Origin of the sequence: Bacillus sp. 3103sda1, assembly GCF_024159135.1 — a bacterium.
GTDB lineage: Bacteria > Bacillota > Bacilli > Bacillales > Bacillaceae_G > Bacillus_A > Bacillus_A rhizoplanae.
In genome coordinates this window covers 708,841-730,340 of sequence record NZ_JAMYWS010000001.1, presented here as the reverse complement: position 1 = coordinate 730,340, position 21,500 = coordinate 708,841, and the positions used below count along the sequence as shown (strand labels likewise).

Below are 21,500 nucleotides of genomic sequence, written 5' to 3'. Positions count from 1 at the left end.
CAACTTTCTATTTCTCTTTTCTTTCTTACATATAAAAACATAATTTGTTCATAGTTTTGTCATACTTTTTGGATAAGCTATATAACGCAAGCAGTTTACTACTTATAGGAGTGATAAAACATGAAGAAAAAGCTAGTAACAGGAATGTTAGCGTTATCATTATTATGCGGAGCAACATCACTAACGGCATACGCTTCTACCGATAGCTCGCAACCAGAAACAAAACAAGAAACGAAACAAGTAGCGAAACACCACAAGCTCATTTCTGAAGAACAATACAAATCATTAACTGAAAAAGGATATAAAAAACATGAGATTTGGAAAGCGGCACGCATTGCAAAGTTAAGTGGCAAAGATATTAATGCTGTATTAGAGTACTATAAGCAAAAGCATACATGGAAAGAAACTGCGCAGCACTTTGGCGTTGATCCAAAGAAGCTTCATAAATTTCATAAACATCATATGAGTAAAGAAATGGAAGAAAAACTGTTACAAAAAGTAGCAGAGATGCAAAAATCTACTCCAGATCAAGTGAAACAAACAATGCGCGACTATGAAGTATCTTTATTCCACCTTGCTGTACTGAACATTATTTCACAAAAAAGCGGCACACCATTAAATGATGTATTAAAAATGAAAAAAGACGGTATGAATGTAAAACAAATTGCTGAAAAATTAAATGTAAAAAAAGAAGATATTAAAACAGAAATGAAAAAATTAAAAGCATCCTTGAAAGCGGAATAAGCAAAATAAACATAAATAAGGAAGAAGCAAATTTGCTTCTTCCTTATTTACATAAAACAACGATTTAATAGTCATTGTTCTCACATGCCAGGTGCATATCTTCGCCCCCCCAAAGCAAGACTTCCAGCAATAAAATTCCCTCTACTATTAATATAGAAACACCTCGAATATTCCAACCTACTTTTCATATATCTTCTCGTATAATTTTTCATTTTTCCCCCAAAATAACAAAAGCACTTTAAACACCGAAAAGAGGTGAACCATATGTTTCGTTTACAGTTCGGACAAAAAGAAGCGAAACAACAAGTGAACGAAAAAAATAATTGTTCCATACCAGAATTTCTCGAAAAGATGAAACAATCTATGGATTTTCTGCATTTCAACATAACAGATGATGGTAATTTATGTATATTTTATATCAAATCAGTATCAGAAGAAGTTGTACTAAAACATTATATTCTTTCTCCTATAAAAAGACGGCTAGCAAACATTGAAAAAATAGAAGATTTACCTAACATTATCCCAATTGAAGAAATTATCTTATCTCCTTCTATAGAGGAGATTCGTGAAAAATTATTAGGTGGATTTATATTAATACAGCTTCAAAATTCCTCACAAAAGGATAATTATGCTCTAATTCGTGCCGAAAGTACAGTTCCAGGCAGCCGTATATATAATGATACTGAAAATGAATATAGTGTTATTGGACCGAAAGTTGGATTTGTTGAAAGTCTCGATGTCAATCTTCATTTATTGAGAAAAGGAGTTGTAACAGAAAATCTTATCTTTAAAGAAGTTACAGTTGGGTCTATATCAAAAACACAGCTTGCTGTTGGTTACCTCGACGGGATTACAAATAAACAACATGTCAACACTGTAATGCAACGGTTACAAGATATTGATTTTGATGTTCCATTTGACGCAACATTAGTTGAACAACTCATTAGTGATAATAGTAATTCACTCTTTCCGCTTCTGTTATCCACAGAGCGCTTAGATCGCGCTATGTACGCATTAATAGCTGGGCAAGTAATCATTGTAACAAATGGTTCTCCTTATATTTTGGCTGGCCCAACAAATTTATTTGACTTCTTTGTTTCACCAGAAGATTATTATTTACCGTGGATTATTGGATCATTTTTTCGTTTTATTCGATTTTTCGGAGCTCTATTCTCTATTTTTTCTTCAGCGATTTATACAGCTGTTTTAACATATCATTATCAAATGATTCCAACAGATCTAGTAGGCCCTATTATTTTCTCTAGAGCAAATGTCCCTTTTCCGCCTGTATTAGAAGTTCTTTTTTTAGAAATTACGATTGAATTATTACGAGAAGCGGGAGCACGCTTACCGACAAAGGTTGGACAAACGCTTGGTATTGTCGGTGGTATTGTCATCGGGCAAGCAACAGTGCAGGCTGCTTTGACAAGTACAATTTTACTCATTGCCGTTTCTCTATCAGCACTCGCTGCTTTTACAACACCAACAATTAAAATGTCTAACACGATTCGTATCCTACGATTTCCACTTATTATATTAGCTGGTATGATGGGTGGTCTCGGTTTAATAATTGGCTTTACTCTTATTTTGGCGCACTTAATTCGTTTAAAATCACTTGGTTCACCTTACTTATTACCAATTTATCCATTTAGAGGTATCGGTTCATCGGAAGCATTTGTCCGCTATCCGTTTAGTATGTCAGCAAAGCGCCCTTCTCACCTCCGACCAATTTCAAACTGGCGCTTTAGTCCGAAGAAAGCGAAAACAAAACATAATGGTGACAAAACATGAGATACTTTTTCTTTCCATTCCTTATATGCTTACTATTTTTTCTTTCTAGTTGTGCACAATCACAAATTGTAGATGAAATGCGAATTGTTCATACTGCTGGATTTGATCTCACTGCAGATAAAAAAATTAAAGGAACTATTATATACCCGGTTTACAATCTTGGGAAAGATAAAACCCCAAAAACATTATCATCAATCGGACGCTCAGGAGAAGTAGTAGCAGCTAATTTAGCTGCCAAATCTCCTCACAAGATAGTAGTAGGTCAAACACGAATGATTGTATTTGGATCAAGTTTAAGTAAACAGGGAATTTCAAATATAATTGGAAATTTGCAACGCGATCCGAATATTGGACGAGATGTACAAATTGCAATTGTAGATGGCACAGCAGAACGATTACTAAAACATACAGTAAAAAACGGATCTCTATATTTATCAGAACTAATTGATCAAAATGTTGCAAACGAAAGTATACCGACAACAAATTTACACGTTTTTCTATATAATTATTTCTCATTTGGATGTGATCCGTTTCTTCCCTATATCCGAATAGATGGTGAAGATTCTGCTTCTCTTCAAGGCCTTGCATTTTTAAAAAAAGATAAAATTATGATGTATGCGAATAATGAAGACTCATTTTTAATCAAATTAATTATGAATTCAATTAAAAATGGACGATACGAGGTGGATATACAAAGAGGAAAAAACAAAGGTGTTGCTGTCATTCACAGCTTATCGGGAAATAACACCTATCATATTACAGATAACAATTCTTCACCTAAAGTAGAAATTAAAGTGAAACTAAATGGTTTAATTAAAGATTCCCCTAACTGGATTAATTTGGAGAATCCTAAAAATATTTCTTATATTGAAGCACAATTACAAGAACATATTGAGAAGCATTTAACGGTACTCATTAGTCAATTTCAAAATAAAAACATAGATCCACTTGGAGTTCGCGATCAAATTAGAAGTCACTCTAGAAAGTGGAATATGAAACAACTTTCCAAAATGTATCCATCTATAGATGTTTCTGTAAAAGCAAAAGTCAACATTGTACAATCTGGAATCGGAGAATGAGGAGGAGAAAAAAATGAATCTACATAGCAAAGAATTTACAGTTTCTCCTTATTTTACATTTTTTTTAATTCACTCTCTTCAAATAGGAGTAGGAATTTTAGGCTTTCAGCGTATTCTTATTAAACATGCTGGCTATGATGCTTGGATTTCTATTATCATCATGGGAGTCATTACACATTTCGTTTTATTTTGTATGCTTAAAATGCTTGAAAAAGATAATGATTTAATTAACATTCATACTACATGCTTCGGAAAATGGCTAGGTAAAGTCTTTACAATATTCTTTATGCTATATTACGGCCTATCTTGTCTTACTATTTTTCGAACATATATTGAAGTTGTTCAAGTATGGGTATTTCCTACTATAAAATTATGGCAAGTCGGGCTTATTATTTTATTCGTCGTGTACTACATTTTAAGTGGAGGATTTCGCTCTATAACAGGGATATGCTTTTTGGGCGTTATCCTGCCTCTTTTAATACTTGCTTTTTTCGTTTTCCCACTTAAATACGCTCATTTCCGCAATATTTTACCTGTTTTCACTCACTCTTTTTCCGATATTATGCTGTCAGCAAAGCAGGCTTCGTTAGAATTTCTAGGATTTGAAGCATTACTCATGTTTTATCCACTTATTGAAAAAGGAAAAGGCGTAAAACGATGGGCACATTTTAGTATTTTTTTTACAACCTTGCTATATGTGCTTGTAGCCTTGCTATCATTTGTTTATTTCAGTGAAGGCCTGCTGCAACATACAGTATGGGGGACATTAACGATGTTCAAAATCATTAAAATCCCTTTTATTCAGCGATTTGAATACGTGATTATCTTCCTTTGGTTTCTCATCATTTTACCGAATCTTTGCTTAACAATATGGGCTTCTTGCCAAGCTGCACACCGTTCTTTTCAGCTACCATTAAAGGTTGCTTTTCCAATATTTATTGGAATCATTTATATTAGCTCCTTATTTTTTATGAATCGTGAATCCATCAACACATTAAATACTTATACTTCTAAAATTGGACTGTATTTAATATATGTTTATATACCTGTCCTTTTTGTTTGGCACTATTTTTGTTATCGGTGGAAAAATAAAGCTACCTCGTAGGAAATAATTAGGGAATCTGTTACAATTTTAGTAAAATTAAAATAAAGGAGAAATGTTGATGAAAAAGCCGCTTTTATTATGCAGCATGACAGGAATACTTGCCTTTACAATGATAGGCTGCACGAATACTGAAGATAAACAGTCAGCAAAAGAAACAAGTTCTTCCACTTCATCACATGAACATAAACAACCAGCAAAAGAAACAAGTTCCTCCACTTCATCACATGAACATCATCCAGAACAAAGGGATATCGCTGAAACAACAAAAGGAATCGATACGCTCCCTTCTTTTTTATCTGAACATGATGCGCAAATAAAACAGGTTTACGCTGTGGCAGCACAACACGCCGAGTTACTACAATGGATTCCATGTTACTGCGGGTGTGGTGAGAGTGCCGGACATAAAAGTAATAAAAACTGTTTCATTCGTGAAATCAAAAAGGATGGTCAAGTTGTTTGGGATTCTCATGCAACAACTTGTGTAAATTGTCTACAGATTGCATTAGACGCGGCAAGGTTACAAGAAAAAGGTAAATCACCACTTGAAATTCGAAACTATATAGATAACAAGTATAAAGAAGGATATGCAAAACCAACACCTACTCCAATGCCAAAATCATAAAGGCGCTATCCGCCAATCAGGCTTTTATGATTTACTTTATAATGTATTAAATTTGAACGAAATAAAAAAGCGAGGGAGATAATCCCTCGTTTTTTTATCCCGCATTAACGGGCAGTAAGACCCCCACCTCAAGATGCAGAGAGAAACGAGGAAGATAGGCGGGGGATAACTGCCCGTAGAAGCCCGATTAGTTCAACTAACCATCAGTGGGGGATGAAGATGGAAGTTTCACTTTATGCGAAATCACTCTCTTTTTCATAAGAGTACCACCTCCGAAGCGAAGTTCCAACTGTATCGTCTGCATCCTTTATACGAAATGTTATGTTTCTCGCACCCGATTTCACACATATTTTCACATTACATAACGATGCTGATTCTTGAAGTACTGTTTTAGAAACCGTTAACGCCTGTATATGACTTTTTTTTGTATACACCGTTATTCGTCCAATTCGGCGATATATGACAGTAAGCTGCTCTCCCGTAATACACCAACGCGCATCATAGTATCTCCGATAACCTAGAACTGCGCCAACGATGAGAAAAATAGGTGCTACATATTTTACCATTGAAGTTTGAGATAATGTAATCGCTATGAATAAAAGAACAGGCACAATAACTCTTATCATATAGCGCTCAAATGATCGTTTTGGTAAATGTTGAAACGAAGACGGAGCTCGATAATCAGGAAAATAACGCTGCAATAAATATGGAATATGGCTTCGCTTTACGAGCGGAAAACAGACAAGGCGAAAACCTGCGTATTCTTCTTCTTTCGAACTCGAACTCGCACTCACAAAACGAATTGTAGCATAACCAAGCCATTGCCGAATTATATTTTCTTCTACTTTAATTGCTTGAATACGATCAAGCGGAACGATAAGTTTTTTCTTCTCAAATAATCCCCTCGTAATAACAAGTTCATCCTTTTGTTTCACAACTGTAAATCCATGATACTTCTGATATACAAGCAACGTACCTAGTAACCATCCCACTGTAAGAACAGCAATTGCAACTTCTCCGTAAAAAGAAGGTGTTTGTGATTGAAAATTTTCTAGCTTAAAATGAATCGAAACGTACTCATCTATCTCTGTATAAATACCAAGTAACACCGAAAATACAAATCCAATACTGCCTGATGTAGCCGCATACAGAAACGTCTTTTTATTCGATAATGTGAATATCGGTAGCACGGCAATATCCTCTTGTATCATTCTCCTCCTTTCAGAAAGCTGCCCTTGAATATGACTCGCTTCTTCTTTTGTAATTATTTGTAATACTATTTCTGCCCCTTCCCTACTTCCCGCCGTATCAATTTGCAGTTCCGTTAATCCAAACAAACGATGAATTATATTTTGTGATTCATGAATTGCCTGAATTCGTTCTTTCGGAATGTACTTTCGTTTTTTGTTTAACCATCCTTGCTCAAGGATCACTTGTTCTTCAGTAATTGTATATGTAAATCGATACCAACGCATCCAAGCAATAAAGGTGAGAATAAACAAAGGTACAAGGCTAAAAATAATCGTATTCATCAGAATTGAAAACGGTAAGCTATCGCGAAACTTAAATAAGAAAATAAGGTAAAGAGGAAATAATGTCGATGCATGTTTCACAACTGACAATAGGATTGACAACGAATGGATTCTATTTCTTCTATACATCGGCAACCGCCACCTGCGTTAAAGTAGAAAGTTGCTCCCGTAAATATTCTGCATCTTCATATGCAATCGCCGGAATTGTATGAATTGTCGCTGCTGTCGTAATATCCACTGATGCTAATTGATAATAACGTAAAAATGGGCCTTGCCTTACATCTACATGTTGCACACGAATCATTGGAATTAATGTTTTCTCTGTAATAAATACACCTCGCTGTAAGTCAATCTCTTGTCCACGTATCATATAACGCCATCTCTTCCATCTAAGCTTTGGATATATACCAATTGTAAAGATAGCATGTCCACAAAAAAAACAAAGAAATAAGAGTTGCAAGTTTGTCATACCTCGAAATGCGTCAAGCCAATATATCACTCCGCCATAAGCAATCCAAACAATAATATTGATTGAAAATGCCGTTAATCTCCATACTTGAATTGCTCGTTCATCAACCGATTTTAGTAACCTTGGACTCATTGACTCACCCTCCCCACCTCTTCGTTTTCTTAATTTTCTTTCTATTAATTATAAACATATTTCCTTTTCTTTCCCATAACATTCTGTTAACAAATTCTTTCAAGTGTATTTCTTCTTTTCCGTCACACACTATATATAACTCCTCATTAAGGAGGCACACAATGCAAACATACACCGACTACGATAAAGCTCTCTATTACACATATTGCTGTAATTGGGAAAAGCTGCTTGTACTTATGGTACAAACAGAAGATGAGTTGTTTTCAAAACGAATTGAACACTTTCTACATGCTTATCAATACGGTAAAGATTTATCAGAAGTTGATCAAAAACTCCAACTTTTGTTTCAATATATTGATCATGCAACGCAAAAAACATATACAGAACAAGCGGAGCAAGTTCATATGTAAATAAAGTGAAACTTCCATTAGTAAGTAACTTTCTAATGACAACCATTAAACCAATTAGGCTTTTACTACCATAAAACGCTATCCCTATACACTGGGATAGCGTTTTTGTATATTTTTCCAAAGCTCTGTTCATAATACTTATTATGAATATTAAGTAGACGGACGTGATTATGTGAAAAAACACATTTACTTATTTTTAATTATTGCATTATTTATGATTAGCTGCCAAAAATCATCCAAACAAAATAATGCTGAACACTTCCAACCATTTCAAGGAGCTAAAGACACTCAAGGAATATTTAACGTACTACTTATCGGAAATGATTCTCGCGGAGAAAAACAAGCTAGGGCTGATACAATCATGATTGCACAATATAATAAAAAAGAAAAAACTGCAAAACTCGCTTCTATTATGCGTGATAGCTACGTAGAAATTCCTACCTATGATAAAAAATATAATAAAATTAATGCCGCCTACTATTATGGCGGTCCTGAATTATTACGAAAAACCATTCAACATAACTTCGGAATTGATGTATCTCATTACGTTACAATCGACTTTGCGGCATTCGAAAAAATTGTAGATACCGTCGCTCCAGAAGGAATTACTGTAAATGTAACGCAAACAATTATCGATGATATGGGATTACATTTACAACCCGGATCCCAACAATTACATGGAAAAGAATTACTAAAATATGCACGTTTCCGTCATGATGCTGAAAGTGACTTTGGACGTGTACAACGCCAACAAGAAGTACTACAAGCCCTGCAAAAAACCTTTACCGAAAAAATTCAATCCGTAGACGGTATATTCCAATTACCCACAGTAATACAAGACCTTCTCCCTTATATTCATACTAGTATGGATACTCAAACATTATTTTCACTCGGTAGCAACGTTTTATTCCATCCTATTGAAAAGATGGAAACGATGCGAATTCCAGTGGCAAATGGATATGAGCCAAAAACATACGAGCATGCCGGGGCAGTATTACAACTTCATCCACAAAAAAATAAAGAAGCAATTCAAAAATTTTTTATCGATTCAACGAAGGCTGTTAATCATTAATTTTGCTCGTTACAATCAAGTAAAAACAAGGTGTACATCACCTTGTTTTTTTTATTCCCAAGTTTTCAGCGCAAAAAACTTTTATTATGTTTAATATTTTCTCTTTCTTTTCCACTCCTCCTCGTACTATAATTTTGTATGTAACTATTATAAGAGAGGTATGGAGAATGGATCGCGAGAAAAAACAAGAAACTTTGTTATTTACGGCTTGGGGAACTTCGTTTATCGCTACACTCGGAAGTTTATATTTTTCCGAAATTATGAAATTTGAACCATGTACATTATGTTGGTACCAACGTATTTTTATGTATCCATTTGTGTTACTACTTGGCATTGCAATTGCACGCAAAGATTATCGCATTGCCACATATTCCTTACCAATCGCAAGCATTGGTGCCTGTATATCGCTATATCATTATGCCCTTCAAAAGATACCTGCTTTTTCAGAAGCTGGAGCAGTGTGTGGGCGAGTTCCTTGTACAGGAGAGTATATTAATTGGTTTGGCTTTATCACAATCCCATTTCTAGCACTAACTGCTTTTATAATTATTGCCATCTGCAGTTTTCTTTTACTAAAAACAAATAAGGAGATGAAATAATGAAGAAAATGTTTCTTTTTGGCGGCATTGTCGTCGTTTTATTAATCGCTATTTTTGCAGTAACAAAAGTTGAACAAAAACAAGAAAACAAAACAGATTACTACACAAATAAAATTTCTTTAGAAGATCTCCAAAAAAATGTAAAAGAAAAGAAAGATCAAACGATTTACTTCTATCAGACAAACTGTGTACACTGCCAAAAAGTATCACCAATTATCGTTCCAATGGCAAAAGATATGAACATTGATATGAAAGTCATTGACTTAGAAAAGTATCCAACTGGATGGGACGAATTTAAAATTACAGGTACGCCAACAATCATTCGCTTTAAAGAAGGAAAAGAAGTAAGCCGCATTGAGGGAGAACAACCGAAAGACAAATTCGAAGAGTGGTTTACAGCAAACAATAAGTAACAAGAAAAGGAAACTTCCTTTATACATGAAGTGAGTACAAAAATCTCACACTACTTGTATAAGGAGGGGATCCTATGCCAGAGGTACGATGTTCTGTCTCCAACTGCTCATTTTGGGGACAAGGTAACTTTTGTCAAGCAAATGCCATCCTCGTTCAACCTGACTCTCAAGAATCTATTCAATCAGAGGACGAGTCATTTACAGATACAATATTATCTGGACAAACGATAGAAAGCTCGGCAACAACAAGTGTAGAAACATGTTGCCATACCTTTCAACCAAGATATTAAACAACTGCCCATCTCGTACTGTATGAGATGGGCTTTCTTTTTTCTCTTTTTCCTTTCATACTATATATGAATAAAATCAGTTAGGAGCGAATGAGATGAAACAAGTTTTCTGTATTGGGGAATTATTAATTGATTTTGTTTGTCGTGATCCAAACGTATCGTTAATGAATGGAATAAGATTCGAAAAGAAAGCGGGCGGAGCTCCTGCAAATGTTGCTGCAGCAATTACAAAATTAGGCGGAAAAGCTGCTTTTATGGGACAAGTCGGAAATGATCCATTTGGAGAATTTCTAGAAAAAACTTTACAAGATGCAGACGTTGATACATCTATGCTTATAAAAGAAAAACAAACTACTCTTGCCTTCGTTTCTCTTGACTCACATGGCGAGCGTGATTTTACATTTATGCGCGGAGCAGATAGTGAATATAAGTTTGAACAAATTGATTTATCAAAAATAAAACGAAACGATATCATTCACTTCGGTTCAGCTACAGCATTGCTGCCAGGCCAATTGAAAGACACGTACATAAAGCTTTTGCAATATGCAAAAGCAAAACAATTATTTATTTCCTTTGATCCAAATTACCGAGCTTCATTAATTACAGACTTGCAGAAATTTCGTAAAGACTGTATCACTTTCATCGTTAACGCTCATTTCATAAAAGTAAGTGCTGAAGAAGCAAGCCTCCTTACTGGTGAAACAAATATGTATAAAGCTGCTGAAGTATTATTATCATACGGAGCAAAAACTATTGCCATTACACTTGGAGAACGAGGTACACTTCTTACAACAAATGAGAATCAAACTATTATTCCATCCATTACCGTACAGCAAATCGATACAACTGGTGCCGGTGATGCTTTCGTCGGTGCAATGCTGTATCAGTTTGCAAAAGAAGAACGCGTTCATATGGATTTTACAAAATTACAACAATATATATCATTTGCAAACAAAGTTGGTGCACTTACTTGCACAAATTACGGAGCAATATCTTCACTCCCAACACTTGAAGATATAAAGTGAAACTTCCATCAGTGGGTGTTTTCCTCATCCCCCATTGATGTCAATCGGGCTCTTATGAGCAAATGTCTCCCTGGTAGTAGTCAGATAAAAGCGTACGATTAATCGTACGCTTTTATCTTAAAATAACCCCTTTTTCCAGACAGCATGCATCATTGTAATATATACAATAACAATAAAAACCGTACCACATAATGTAATCCAGCGATATATACTATCTTCACTCTCTCTCGCTTCTACAAATGCCCATACAAATCCCACTAATAATAATAAGTCTACATACGGGATATACATAGAAAAAATAAATGAAACAAACAAATATATAACAAATAAACAAAGTGTAATTAAAAAAAGTTTAAATGCAAACGTACTGTCTCCATTTTGCATAGCATATGCCCTCCTCAGCTTTACAATATTATATTCAGAGAGGGATTTTGATGCGATAAAGTGAAACTTCCATCAGTGGTTTTTTTTCATCCCCCACTGATGGTTAGTTGAGCCAATCGGGGTCTTACTGCCCGCGAATGGCGAGATAAAAAAAGGATACCCTATCCCATCGGTATCCTTTACTTCACTTCATATTTTCGTTTGTATATATTACTCAGTACGGAGTTAGGAATTTGTTCATACCTTACCATTGTTTCTTTTTCATCCATAATATATAAATTATTTCCTATATAATAAAACCCTTTTTTTCTTTGTGAATACACAGGATATACCTCATTCGGTAGTACTGTTTTCATTTCTGTAAATTGTCCGTTCGGTTCTTGCCAATATATTTTCGTCTGATCTACCGTTGTAATCTTCCCAATCTGTTCTTCCTCTAACACACGTCCGTTCCAGCTAACAACCCGGTATCCAAATTGATGCGCCGCATATTCAGGAGATGTATGAAAATGAGCAATAATTACCTTCGTTTGTAATGGAACTCGATCATACAACCATTGAATATCTCGATCATGCATGCGAATACATCCATTTGACTGACGACTGCCAATCGACCATTCACGATTTGTTCCATGAATCCCATATTCATTTTTATTTAAGCCCATCCACCTAGTGCCGAGTGGATTATTAGGTGAACCGCCTGGAATATTTTTTCTGTGATATGCTTTATTTTTATATTTATTAATAATGCAAAATGTTCCTTCTGGCGTAGGAGTATTTGTCCTTCCTGTTGTTACAGGAAAAGTTCGCACATAATTTCCATCTTCGAAAAAAGATAATTGATTTGTCGTTAGATTTATAAGTAATAAATGATCTGTCTCCTCAGCAGAAATAATTGGTACATATAAAAAAAAGAAAAGAAATAACAATGCAAGTGAACATGCTTTTTTCATCAATGCCACCTCCACATTCTCCTCAAAATCTCACCATGAAATACTATGGTTCATTTAGCTTTTACTATAAATCCAATTCTTATGAACGGTACTGCAAAATAGCTGTTTCACATTCCATTAATGAGAGCTGACCTTAAAGGCACATAGGTGCCTTTAAGAGTCAGCCTCTTTTTTACGTGCCCTCAAAGATATCGGCGTTATTTGTAATATATCGACGCTTCGAAACAATCCGACATGCAAATAGTCGGTTCACTAGCTAGTCCAATACCACCTAACCATTCACAATAACGCCACCATTAACATGAAGCATTTGTCCAGAAACATAAGTAGAATCATCAGAAGCTAAATATACATATGCCGGTGCTAGCTCAGATGGTTGTCCCGGCCGTTTCATTGGTACATTGCTGCCAAATTCCGATACTTTTTTCTTATCAAAACTTGACGGGATTAGCGGTGTCCAAATTGGACCTGGTGCAACTCCGTTAACACGAATACCTTTTGGAGCTAGCGATTTTGCCAATGAACGTGTAAAGGAAACGATCGCTCCTTTTGTTGCTGAATAATCGATTAACTGTTCATTTCCTTCATAAGCCGTAATGGAAGCAGTATTCACAATTGTATCGCCTTGTTTTAAATGAGCAAGCGCAGCTTTTGTTATATAAAAATACGAGAAGATATTAACTCGAAATGTCTTTTCAAGTTGCTCTGCTGTAATTTGCTCTAAACCTTGCTGCGGGTATTGCTGAGCAACATTATTTACAACAATATTTAAACCTCCCAATTGCTTTGCAGCTTCCGCTACAACTTGCTGACAATGCTGTTCATCACTTACATCTCCCGGAAATAAAAAACATTGTGCACCTTGCCCTTCTATCCAACGCTTCGTTTCTTCTGCATCTTCATGTTCATCTAAATAAGCAATGGCTATATTCGCACCCTCTTTCGCAAAAGCAATAGCTACTGCTCGGCCAATTCCGCTATCTCCCCCTGTAATAAGTGCATATTTTCCTTGCAGCTTCCCGCTTCCTTTATACTTCTCATCTATACATTTTGGGCGTGGATTCATGATTTTCTCAATCCCCGGCTGTTTCTCTTGATGTTGCGGTGGCAATGTTTTCTTTGGTTGTTCTTGTTGCGTCATACAGAAAAAACCTCCTTATCATATATCTTTCTTATGATGTGCGAAATCGAAAAATATACTTATTCTTACAAAAAACGAAATATATACGCAAACAAGGTGTCTAACATTCGAAATTTCAACGTACAACAAAGAGAAAGGTGAAACTTTTTAAATAAATCTCTTGCAAAAAAATAAAATAACGAATATTATATATAACTGTTGTGACAATTATTCGTAAAAAGAAAGGATGTTTTTATGTTTAACCTTTCAAAACATCAAACTTCTATTAAAACTGAAATTATGGCTGGTATTATTACCTTCTTAACAATGGCATATATTATTGTCGTAAACCCAGTCATCCTTGGTGATGCAGGCGTTCCATTTGAACAAGCATTTACAGCAACAATCATTGCCGCTGTCGTTGGAACATTATGTATGGCGCTCTTTGCAAATTTACCAATTGCAATTGCACCAGGGATGGGATTAAATGCTTACTTTGCTTACTCTGTTGTAAAAACTCATGAAGGTATGACATTTGCAATTGCTTTCTCTGCTGTATTCGTGGCAGGTATGATTTTAATTTTGCTATCATTAACTTCTTTCCGTACAAAATTACTGGAAGCTATTCCTGAAAACTTAAGACATGCCATTACAGCTGGTATCGGTTTATTTATCGCATTTATCGGCTTACGCCTGACAGGCATTGTTACGAAACATCCCACAAATTTAGTTGGGCTTGGGGATCTTCACTCTCCTCCCGTTTTACTTGCATTAGCTGGACTTGGTATTACGTTAGTACTTATGTCTTTAAACGTGAATGGTGCATTATTTATCGGTATGTTATTAACAGGAGTTATCGCTTACTTTACTGGACAATTAACGTTCTCAAACGGAATTACATCTCTGCCTGGTTTACCTGAAGGCGTGATTGTTTCCAATCCAATTACAGCATTTTCTGATGTTATTAACTACGGATTATACGGCGTTGTCTTCTCGCTCCTCCTTGTAACATTATTCGATACAACAGGTACATTACTTGGGGTTGCACAGCAAGGCGGGTTTATGAAAGATGGTAAACTTCCAAACTCCGGTCGTGCCCTTCTTTCAGATTCTATCTCAGCAACGATTGGCTCAATGTTCGGTACAACACCAACAACTGCTTATATTGAATCTTCTGCTGGTGTTGCGGCTGGTGGTCGTACAGGTTTAACGACACTAACTGTTGCGATATTATTTGCAGTAGCTGCATTCTTCGGCCCGCTTGTCAGCGCAGTATCCGGTGTTGCCGCTATTACATCTCCATCACTAATTATTGTTGGTAGTTTAATGATGGGCGCAGTTCGTCATATTGATTGGGATACATTTGATGAAGCTTTCCCAGCATTTTTAGTCATTTTAACCATGCCGCTTACATCAAGCATTGCAACAGGTATTGCGCTCGGCTTCATTTCATACCCGCTTATGAAAATGGCAAAAGGGCAATTCCGTGCAGTTCATCCGCTTTTATACGTATTTGGTATTTTGTTCGCTTATCAGTTGGTATTCTTACCACATTAAAAATCACACAGAAAATTAAAATCCCGTATTCAATAAAGAATACGGGATTTTTATAAATCAGTTTATCTTGTTTCAAGTAACACCTAGTCGAAAGAAGTTTATTAGTTAAATATTACTTAGCTAATTAAGAAAAATTCAGTTTCCAGCCCAAACATCTTTTCCGTATCGTCCTTCACGTTGTAAATGATCTAACCAATTTCTTGCCTCTTGTTCACTGACTCCATGAATTTCTTGATATGCGTGACAAAGAGTATTTTCTACATCCGGAGCCATTCGACTTCCATCACCACAGATATAAAGGTAGGCACCGTTATCTAATAACGAAATTAAATTCGCTCCATCTTGTTTCATTAAATGCTGTACATATGTTTTTGGATGTCCTTCCCAGCGAGAAAAAGCTGTGTGTAAAGATAGTAAGCCATCTATTTCATCTTTTTCTAGTTCTGTACGATAGAGGTAATCTTTTTCAGGATGACGACAACCGAAATACAGATGCGCTTCTCCTAAGTTAACACCTTTTTGCTTTTGAACACAACGCGTTTGTAAAAATCCACGGAATGGTGCAACTCCAGTGCCTGGTCCAACCATGATAATTGGTATTTCTAGATCTTCAGGTAACTGAAATCTTGATTCTGGAGTTCGAACAAAACAAGTAATCTCCTCTTCATTCTGACACTGAGCTAAATAGTTAGAAGCGACACCTTTATATTCTCCTTGTCCACTCCATGCAGATCCACTCACTACACCAACCGTGATACTTAGACGATCCTGCGCAACAAGTGGAGAGCTTGAAATAGAATAGTAACGCGGTTTGAGCGCAGGGAGAAGTTCTAAAAAGCGATCAAATGGGATTTCGCACGCTTCATACTTTTCAAGAAGATCCAACATTGAAATGTGTTTCTTTAAGATTTGGTCCTGATAAACTCCATCTTCCAATAATGCTTCCAATTCGTATTTATGAGGAGGACAAACTGTAAATCTTGCCAATTCCCGTATTTGTGCTCGAGTTGCCGATTCCTGAATCTCAACACTATAGCTAAGAAGGTCAAATAAACTAACAGGACGGTCCAAAGGAAGATGAACTGTACTACGTCCACTTGCACTCAGTACGACTTGATCCTTCCCGTTTAATCCAAATCGTTTTAAAATTCGGTTGACATTTTTCCGGCTGTTACTTGGCAGCACTCCAAGATGGTCTCCTTCCTGATAAGTAACTCCTTCCGGCAAGGCTATCTCAATATGTCGAGTGCTCCGTTCACTTTCAGCTGACTGAAGCTCCTGGCCAGCAATCACCGTTGCATAGACAGCTTTGTTATTTTGAGCGATCGGATTAGCAGGAGGACCTGAAATCAACTGAACGGAAAGCGATGATTGATGAGACACTATTTCTGTTCCCTCTTTCATATTTAGGCCAAAAGCATTCGAGACATCCTTCCACATGTTCTTTTGCCATTGAGCGAAATCATTCTCAAAATCTCCTCCGGCGTCTGCCTCTCCTCTTGTGGTAAGCCTCATAGCACCTTTCTGTTCCAGCTCTTTATCAATGAATTTCGGAACACTCTGGTAAGTATTCGCCCAATTTCGATCTCCACAGCCAAAAACTGCATACCTGATCCCTGTACATTCCTCCGTATCTGCTTGTTCCAGCCATTTTACGAACTGAGCGGCATTCTCAGGAGGTTGACCATTGTATGAAGAAGTTACAATAAGCACTGCACCTTCTTTAGGTAACTTTCGGATATAATCGTTCAATATTCCCACATTGCTCTGAAAACCCAGTAACCGTGCATGGTCTGCGAGCTTCCTAGCAAACTCTTCCGCTCTGCCTAAGTTTGAACCATATAATACAAGCAGAGGTACGTTTTCGGCCCCTTCAAGTACTTCTTGTTTTGAATATTGCGAAGTCAGTTTCTTCTTTTCTTCATTTTTCTTCTCATCTGCCAACGAAGAATCCAGTAAAGATGAGACTTGCTTCCCTTCTCTTAATTTAATTCTAATTCTGAAATTTTCCGGTTTTATGGTCAATGTTTGCTTAATCTTCAACTGATAGTTTTCATAATCAATTAATTCAAACTTTTGAAGAATCATCCCAAGTACCAGAGTGGCTTCATAAAGTGCGAACTGCATACCAATACAAGCACGTTGACCATTCCCAAATGGTTTATATGCATGATTTGGTACTTTGGAAGGGTCTGCGAAACGTTCCGGACGGAATTCTTCTGCATCTTCTCCCCACACTTCTTTATCCCGATGAAGGGCGGGAAGAAGCACGGTCAAACCTTCACCTTTTTTCACATGATACTGTCCGCCGATTATAGTATCCTCCTTTGGATACACATCAAAAGATGGAGCGGTCGGCCATAACCGTATAGCCTCGTTTAGAATCATGCGAATGTATTTGAGGTTTAGCACTTGTTTATAAGATGGAGTGGAATCACCGAGAACCTGATCCACTTCTTCGTATGCTTTCTTCAGAACTTCCGGATGCTTCAGTAAAAAATAAGTCGTAAAGGATAATAAACCACTTGTTGTTTCATGCCCAGCAATTAAGAAGGTAATAATTTGGTATCGGATATTCTCATCATCCAACACTTCCCCGGTCTCAGGGTCTTTACTGTTTAGCATGCGGGCCAGCAGATCTATCTCTCCATTATTTCCATTAGCCTTCCGCTCTTTAATAATTTTATCTACCAACGAAAACATGCTTTGTATATCATCTTGGAATTGTCTGTTTTTTCTAATCATCAGAGTATCCATGCCCTTCGAGCGGGCAACTTTATGCATAGCTTCGTCAAGTGCACGTACCATGCTGTCGATAAATGGATCATGTTTTTCTTTATAAAAACTATTAAATCGGTAGTTAAAACCACAAAGACCGATCGTATCCAAAGTAAGGCGGGTCATGTCTCCCGGTACATCGATATGATCACTATCGTGATTCAACCGAGCCCATTTCTGAATCAGCTGCGAAGCGATGTCTAACATCATGGTATGATATCCCTTCATGGCTTGTTGGCTGAATGTTGGCAGCAATATATTATGGGCTTTTCGCCAGTTTGGCTCCGATGTTTTACTCGTAAACAGACCGTCCCCCGTAAATTCGCGTACATGCACCATATCATTTGCAACATGTTTATCAAAACGATTGATATCACAGACTTCAGTTACCAGTTTGTGTTCAGAGATACATATTGTTTTAAAACCTGGAGCAGTCAACCGAAATATTGGCCCATATTCTTTCGCTATCTCACAAAAAGAAATAGTAGGTTGACTCATGTCGAATAAAGGGTAGTTGCCGAGTGGTCCATATGTTTTGGGTTGTGGAATCCCGCCTGTCTGTTCTTCTCTCATTTTTATCCTCCTTCGAAGTTTGAGATATAAAGGAAATTATTTAATATTCAACTTTAATTTTTCACTCATATTCTTTAGTCCAACTTATTAATTGTTGAATTACTTTTTGTTTTAAGCCTTCATCAATCTTCCCTATCTTAAAAATTTCCGAATAGCATAATCCATCGATGGCTAATCTAATAATTGCAGCCTTTATTGGCTCGATCTCATCCTTTTCCATTTCTTCATATAATTCTTGAGAATCACTTTGGAACTTGGAAAGAAGAAGTGGGTTAGTAAACAAAGTTGCGACATATGCAGAAACAAGCCCGTTTGATAAACCAGTATCGTTTATTGCTGATTCCAAGTAAGCACGATGCCATTTTCCTATGGATTCCGAAGAATTGCTTACTTTATCCCGAACATCCATTAAAAATGCTGACGAATATTCATCAATCATACCTTTTATAATTGCGTCCTTATTAGGAAAATGATAGAGTAATCCTCCTTTACTGATACCAGCCTGTTTCGCGACAGCCTCTAATGTCAATTTTTCCATACCATAATTCTCAATAATAAAAGAAGCAGCAGCTAATATTTCTTTACGTCTTGAATTGCTCATCAAAATGACCTCCATTCTCAGTCAGAAATGAGTGATTCACTCATTTTAAATTTACTATACCGTCTGGACGGTAATTATGTAAAGTGACAATTGTTATATATAACATCGATTATTTTCATCCTAAATTATTCCTCCTAGCATTCGTCTAACAAAATGATAGATAACGAACAATGTGTAGTTTATAATGAAATCATGTTGTTTATATTAAAATTATATCGTTTTTGCTACATAATTCAATTTACATTTAAGACATAAATGTACGATAAGGAACAAAAGGATGAACTCTGTTGTTTATAATGACAATAACGAACAAGGAGATATAAGATGTTGAAAAAAATGGATCTGCGGATTATTCGGACAAAGAAATTTATATATGATGCTTTTATCAAACTGATAGCGGAAAAGGGATACGATGCTATTACCATTCAAGACATCACAGATGAGGCACTCATTAATCGGGCAACATTTTACTCGCATTACAGGGATAAACAAGATTTGTTAACAAAGCTTAGTGAGGAAGCACTAGGAGAGTTGACAAGTAAGATGGTCCTATATGCCCATGTGCAGGGACATCAAATAGATCTTTCGAAATTCGAGGAAATTTTACAATCCATATTTGAGTGTATAGTAAAACATGCAGACTTTTATAAAACCATGCTTGGGCCTAATGGCATTCATGATTTTAACCTACAAATGCAGCAGACTATTATGGATAACCTTGAACAAAATTTCATTGAGCTTAAAATTGAAGACCATGACTTAGATATTCCAAAGGATATGGTATTGCATTTCATCACTTCCTGTGTTGTTGGGATAGCAATTTGGTGGCTTCAAAATGACATGAAATATTCACCGAAATATACTGCACAACAATTAGTGAAGCTTATTACTAAAGGACCCTTGTGTACAGTTGGTTTTACTTTATTTAATGAGGGCTAGAGTTTTGTTTCATCATTTTTCTCCTTATTTTATTTAGTGTAAGGAAAAAATCAGTAATAAAAAAGCCTTCTTTTAGGCTTTAAATTTGATATTTCAAAAAGTTATTTTGCGGTCTATGACAGCAATCCTGTCACTCCCCCTCCCGATGTGGGCTACGTCCCCTAACCAAAATAAATATGCTTTCCTTAATCATATAATAACGTCTTGTTATGGAGTATATTATATATGAAAAAAGAGGATATATGTCCTATATTAGACATAGTATCCTCTTTAAATTATAGTCTGTTTAAAGTACCTTGAGTCACCTTTTTTATTTACTAAGAAATTGCAACAAGTCTTCATACGTTTTCTCAGCATCTTTAAATCCTTGTTCGTACAAGCGCTGTAATTTTTCTGGGTTCTTCTCCATACGATCCACTTCTAATTGCTCTGTCGGACGAATAACGAATATATTCCCAGCTGCTTCTTCCTTTTCGATATAATGAAGTGTCTCATTATATACTTCATAACGAGTTAGCATTGTGTTTACTAAATTAGGATATTTTTTATAAGCTTTCGCTGCAATCCATCCAAATTTTGATTTTTTCTTTGCATAACCTTTATTTCTTGTCAAAATAACAACTGATTTTTGATAACCATCTACCTGTGCCTTTCGAACAGGAATTGGATCTGAAATTCCACCATCCAATAACTTTTTCCCACTAAATTCTACAACAGGTGCCACAAATGGCAATGAACTTGATGCCTGTAACAATGTTAATGCTTCTTCTTGTGTACGACCTTTTTCAAAATAAACAGGCTGTCCAGTTTCACAATCTGTCGTTCCTACAAGAAAACATTGCTCATTATTGAAATATGTTTCAAAATCAAATGGAACATGCTGCATTGGGATTTCACGAAAAATAAAATCCATATCAAAGAGCTGCCGCTTTTTCCAAAAGTTTTTATACGATAAATATCTTGGATGTGTCACATAGTCAATGTTTACTGTTTTATTTCTTTCTTTTTGTCTTGAAAGATACGACGCTGCATTACATGCACCTGCCGATACACCAATCACATATGGAAAATATAAATCATTTTCCATAAAGTACTCCAGTACACCCGCTGTATATACGCCGCGCATACCGCCGCCTTCTAATACTAAACCTGTATTTTCAAGCATCGCTCTCCCTCTCCTCGTTCTATGTATACTTTTGAATAATTCACATTGTTAAATATCTATTTCTATTATATAAAAAACTGTTAGAAAACCATATTCAGACGACTTGCAAAATAAAAAAAATCGTATTCATACAAATGAATACGATTG

The 21,500-nt window shown here is 36.0% G+C and carries 21 protein-coding genes; 13 read left to right on the top strand and 8 right to left on the bottom strand.

Annotated elements, in window-relative coordinates:
• The first annotated feature begins 120 nt into the window (after positions 1–120).
• The 5 genes from NKR74_RS03735 (at position 121) to NKR74_RS03715 (ending at position 5,341) form a co-directional block, all read left to right on the top strand.
• A complete protein-coding gene (locus NKR74_RS03735) occupies positions 121–744 on the top strand; it encodes a hypothetical protein (RefSeq protein ID WP_098308143.1) in 624 nt (207 codons plus the stop codon).
• A gap of 264 nt (positions 745–1,008) precedes the next feature.
• Complete coding sequence (locus NKR74_RS03730; protein WP_253628659.1) at positions 1,009–2,535, top strand: spore germination protein; 1,527 nt, start codon at positions 1,009–1,011, stop codon at positions 2,533–2,535.
• The gene (locus NKR74_RS03725) at positions 2,532–3,614 is read left to right on the top strand and encodes a Ger(x)C family spore germination protein (RefSeq protein WP_301287644.1); all 1,083 of its coding nucleotides are present in this window, start codon (positions 2,532–2,534) and stop codon (positions 3,612–3,614) included. Before NKR74_RS03730 ends, NKR74_RS03725 begins: the two co-directional genes overlap by 4 nt.
• 13 nt (positions 3,615–3,627) lie before the next feature.
• Complete coding sequence (locus tag NKR74_RS03720) at positions 3,628–4,719, top strand: GerAB/ArcD/ProY family transporter (RefSeq protein ID WP_253628658.1); 1,092 nt, start codon at positions 3,628–3,630, stop codon at positions 4,717–4,719.
• Between the two features lie 58 nt (positions 4,720–4,777).
• Positions 4,778–5,341, top strand: coding sequence for a PCYCGC domain-containing protein (locus NKR74_RS03715; protein ID WP_253628657.1), 564 nt, complete (start codon positions 4,778–4,780; stop codon positions 5,339–5,341).
• 233 nt (positions 5,342–5,574) lie between these two features.
• Here NKR74_RS03715 and NKR74_RS03710 read toward each other — a convergent pair whose 3' ends face one another.
• Together NKR74_RS03710 and NKR74_RS03705 are read right to left on the bottom strand one after the other, a co-directional pair.
• Entirely contained in the window at positions 5,575–7,002 is a 1,428-nt protein-coding gene (locus tag NKR74_RS03710) for a PH domain-containing protein (protein WP_098308135.1), read from the bottom strand.
• Positions 6,995–7,474 carry a PH domain-containing protein gene (locus tag NKR74_RS03705; RefSeq protein ID WP_098308133.1) on the bottom strand — a complete coding sequence of 160 codons (480 nt, stop codon included), beginning with the start codon at positions 7,472–7,474 and terminating at the stop codon, positions 6,995–6,997. The genes NKR74_RS03710 and NKR74_RS03705 overlap by 8 nt, the downstream gene beginning before the upstream one ends.
• A gap of 161 nt (positions 7,475–7,635) precedes the next feature.
• On the opposite strand from NKR74_RS03705, the gene NKR74_RS03700 reads away from it, so the two are divergent.
• From NKR74_RS03700 to NKR74_RS03675, 6 genes are all read left to right on the top strand, one after another.
• Positions 7,636–7,884 carry a YhdB family protein gene (locus tag NKR74_RS03700; RefSeq protein ID WP_098308131.1) on the top strand — a complete coding sequence of 83 codons (249 nt, stop codon included), beginning with the start codon at positions 7,636–7,638 and terminating at the stop codon, positions 7,882–7,884.
• Positions 7,885–8,056: 172 nt separating this feature from the next.
• On the top strand, positions 8,057–8,956 hold the full coding sequence (locus tag NKR74_RS03695; protein ID WP_098308129.1) for an LCP family protein: 900 nt from the start codon (positions 8,057–8,059) through the stop codon (positions 8,954–8,956).
• A 167-nt stretch (positions 8,957–9,123) separates the two neighbouring features.
• Positions 9,124–9,555 (top strand): disulfide formation protein C, encoded by a 432-nt coding sequence (locus NKR74_RS03690; protein WP_253628656.1) that lies wholly within the window; start codon positions 9,124–9,126, stop codon positions 9,553–9,555.
• Entirely contained in the window at positions 9,555–9,968 is a 414-nt protein-coding gene (locus tag NKR74_RS03685) for a thioredoxin family protein (RefSeq protein ID WP_253628655.1), read from the top strand. The genes NKR74_RS03690 and NKR74_RS03685 overlap by 1 nt, the downstream gene beginning before the upstream one ends.
• Positions 9,969–10,042: 74 nt before the next feature.
• Positions 10,043–10,258, top strand: coding sequence for a DUF1540 domain-containing protein (locus tag NKR74_RS03680; protein ID WP_098308123.1), 216 nt, complete (start codon positions 10,043–10,045; stop codon positions 10,256–10,258).
• 95 nt (positions 10,259–10,353) lie between these two features.
• Positions 10,354–11,283: a carbohydrate kinase family protein gene (locus NKR74_RS03675; RefSeq protein ID WP_253628654.1), complete on the top strand. Its 930-nt coding sequence runs from the start codon at positions 10,354–10,356 to the stop codon at positions 11,281–11,283.
• Positions 11,284–11,400: 117 nt separating this feature from the next.
• Here the strand turns inward: NKR74_RS03675 and NKR74_RS03670 are convergent, their stop codons facing one another.
• From NKR74_RS03670 to NKR74_RS03660, 3 genes are all read right to left on the bottom strand, one after another.
• Positions 11,401–11,667, bottom strand: coding sequence for a hypothetical protein (locus tag NKR74_RS03670; protein WP_098308119.1), 267 nt, complete (start codon positions 11,665–11,667; stop codon positions 11,401–11,403).
• Between the two features lie 179 nt (positions 11,668–11,846).
• Positions 11,847–12,620 (bottom strand): L,D-transpeptidase, encoded by a 774-nt coding sequence (locus NKR74_RS03665; protein ID WP_253628653.1) that lies wholly within the window; start codon positions 12,618–12,620, stop codon positions 11,847–11,849.
• 271 nt (positions 12,621–12,891) lie between these two features.
• Positions 12,892–13,761 (bottom strand): SDR family oxidoreductase, encoded by an 870-nt coding sequence (locus tag NKR74_RS03660; RefSeq protein ID WP_253628652.1) that lies wholly within the window; start codon positions 13,759–13,761, stop codon positions 12,892–12,894.
• Positions 13,762–13,995: 234 nt separating this feature from the next.
• Between NKR74_RS03660 and NKR74_RS03655 the strand changes: the two genes are divergently transcribed.
• The gene (locus NKR74_RS03655; RefSeq protein WP_253628651.1) at positions 13,996–15,297 is read left to right on the top strand and encodes an NCS2 family permease; all 1,302 of its coding nucleotides are present in this window, start codon (positions 13,996–13,998) and stop codon (positions 15,295–15,297) included.
• Positions 15,298–15,432: 135 nt separating this feature from the next.
• On the opposite strand, the gene NKR74_RS03650 is transcribed toward NKR74_RS03655, so the two are convergent.
• A complete protein-coding gene (locus tag NKR74_RS03650) occupies positions 15,433–18,648 on the bottom strand; it encodes a bifunctional cytochrome P450/NADPH--P450 reductase (protein ID WP_253628650.1) in 3,216 nt (1,071 codons plus the stop codon).
• A gap of 61 nt (positions 18,649–18,709) precedes the next feature.
• A complete protein-coding gene (locus NKR74_RS03645) occupies positions 18,710–19,249 on the bottom strand; it encodes a TetR/AcrR family transcriptional regulator (protein ID WP_253628649.1) in 540 nt (179 codons plus the stop codon).
• 324 nt (positions 19,250–19,573) lie between these two features.
• Between NKR74_RS03645 and NKR74_RS03640 the strand changes: the two genes are divergently transcribed.
• Positions 19,574–20,188 (top strand): TetR/AcrR family transcriptional regulator, encoded by a 615-nt coding sequence (locus NKR74_RS03640; protein ID WP_253628648.1) that lies wholly within the window; start codon positions 19,574–19,576, stop codon positions 20,186–20,188.
• 310 nt (positions 20,189–20,498) lie between these two features.
• On the opposite strand, the gene NKR74_RS03635 is transcribed toward NKR74_RS03640, so the two are convergent.
• On the bottom strand, positions 20,499–21,353 hold the full coding sequence (locus NKR74_RS03635; protein ID WP_253628647.1) for a patatin-like phospholipase family protein: 855 nt from the start codon (positions 21,351–21,353) through the stop codon (positions 20,499–20,501).
• Between the last annotated feature and the right edge of the window lie 147 nt (positions 21,354–21,500).

Excerpts from the sequence above, each read along its gene's own strand:
- NKR74_RS03715 (WP_253628657.1), top strand. The coding sequence starts at position 4,778 with ATGAAAAAGCCGCTTTTATTATGCAGCATGACAGGAATACTTGCCTTT.
- NKR74_RS03685 (WP_253628655.1), top strand. The coding sequence starts at position 9,555 with ATGAAGAAAATGTTTCTTTTTGGCGGCATTGTCGTCGTTTTATTAATC.
- NKR74_RS03730 (WP_253628659.1), top strand. The coding sequence starts at position 1,009 with ATGTTTCGTTTACAGTTCGGACAAAAAGAAGCGAAACAACAAGTGAAC.
- NKR74_RS03725 (WP_301287644.1), top strand. The coding sequence starts at position 2,532 with ATGAGATACTTTTTCTTTCCATTCCTTATATGCTTACTATTTTTTCTT.
- NKR74_RS03690 (WP_253628656.1), top strand. The coding sequence starts at position 9,124 with ATGGATCGCGAGAAAAAACAAGAAACTTTGTTATTTACGGCTTGGGGA.
- NKR74_RS03650 (WP_253628650.1), bottom strand. The coding sequence starts at position 18,648 with ATGAGAGAAGAACAGACAGGCGGGATTCCACAACCCAAAACATATGGA.
- NKR74_RS03720 (WP_253628658.1), top strand. The coding sequence starts at position 3,628 with ATGAATCTACATAGCAAAGAATTTACAGTTTCTCCTTATTTTACATTT.
- NKR74_RS03710 (WP_098308135.1), bottom strand. The coding sequence starts at position 7,002 with ATGTATAGAAGAAATAGAATCCATTCGTTGTCAATCCTATTGTCAGTT.
- NKR74_RS03670 (WP_098308119.1), bottom strand. The coding sequence starts at position 11,667 with ATGCAAAATGGAGACAGTACGTTTGCATTTAAACTTTTTTTAATTACA.
- NKR74_RS03705 (WP_098308133.1), bottom strand. The coding sequence starts at position 7,474 with ATGAGTCCAAGGTTACTAAAATCGGTTGATGAACGAGCAATTCAAGTA.
- NKR74_RS03635 (WP_253628647.1), bottom strand. The coding sequence starts at position 21,353 with ATGCTTGAAAATACAGGTTTAGTATTAGAAGGCGGCGGTATGCGCGGC.
- NKR74_RS03645 (WP_253628649.1), bottom strand. The coding sequence starts at position 19,249 with ATGAGCAATTCAAGACGTAAAGAAATATTAGCTGCTGCTTCTTTTATT.
- NKR74_RS03665 (WP_253628653.1), bottom strand. The coding sequence starts at position 12,620 with ATGAAAAAAGCATGTTCACTTGCATTGTTATTTCTTTTCTTTTTTTTA.
- NKR74_RS03655 (WP_253628651.1), top strand. The coding sequence starts at position 13,996 with ATGTTTAACCTTTCAAAACATCAAACTTCTATTAAAACTGAAATTATG.
- NKR74_RS03700 (WP_098308131.1), top strand. The coding sequence starts at position 7,636 with ATGCAAACATACACCGACTACGATAAAGCTCTCTATTACACATATTGC.
- NKR74_RS03640 (WP_253628648.1), top strand. The coding sequence starts at position 19,574 with ATGTTGAAAAAAATGGATCTGCGGATTATTCGGACAAAGAAATTTATA.
- NKR74_RS03735 (WP_098308143.1), top strand. The coding sequence starts at position 121 with ATGAAGAAAAAGCTAGTAACAGGAATGTTAGCGTTATCATTATTATGC.
- NKR74_RS03660 (WP_253628652.1), bottom strand. The coding sequence starts at position 13,761 with ATGACGCAACAAGAACAACCAAAGAAAACATTGCCACCGCAACATCAA.
- NKR74_RS03675 (WP_253628654.1), top strand. The coding sequence starts at position 10,354 with ATGAAACAAGTTTTCTGTATTGGGGAATTATTAATTGATTTTGTTTGT.
- NKR74_RS03680 (WP_098308123.1), top strand. The coding sequence starts at position 10,043 with ATGCCAGAGGTACGATGTTCTGTCTCCAACTGCTCATTTTGGGGACAA.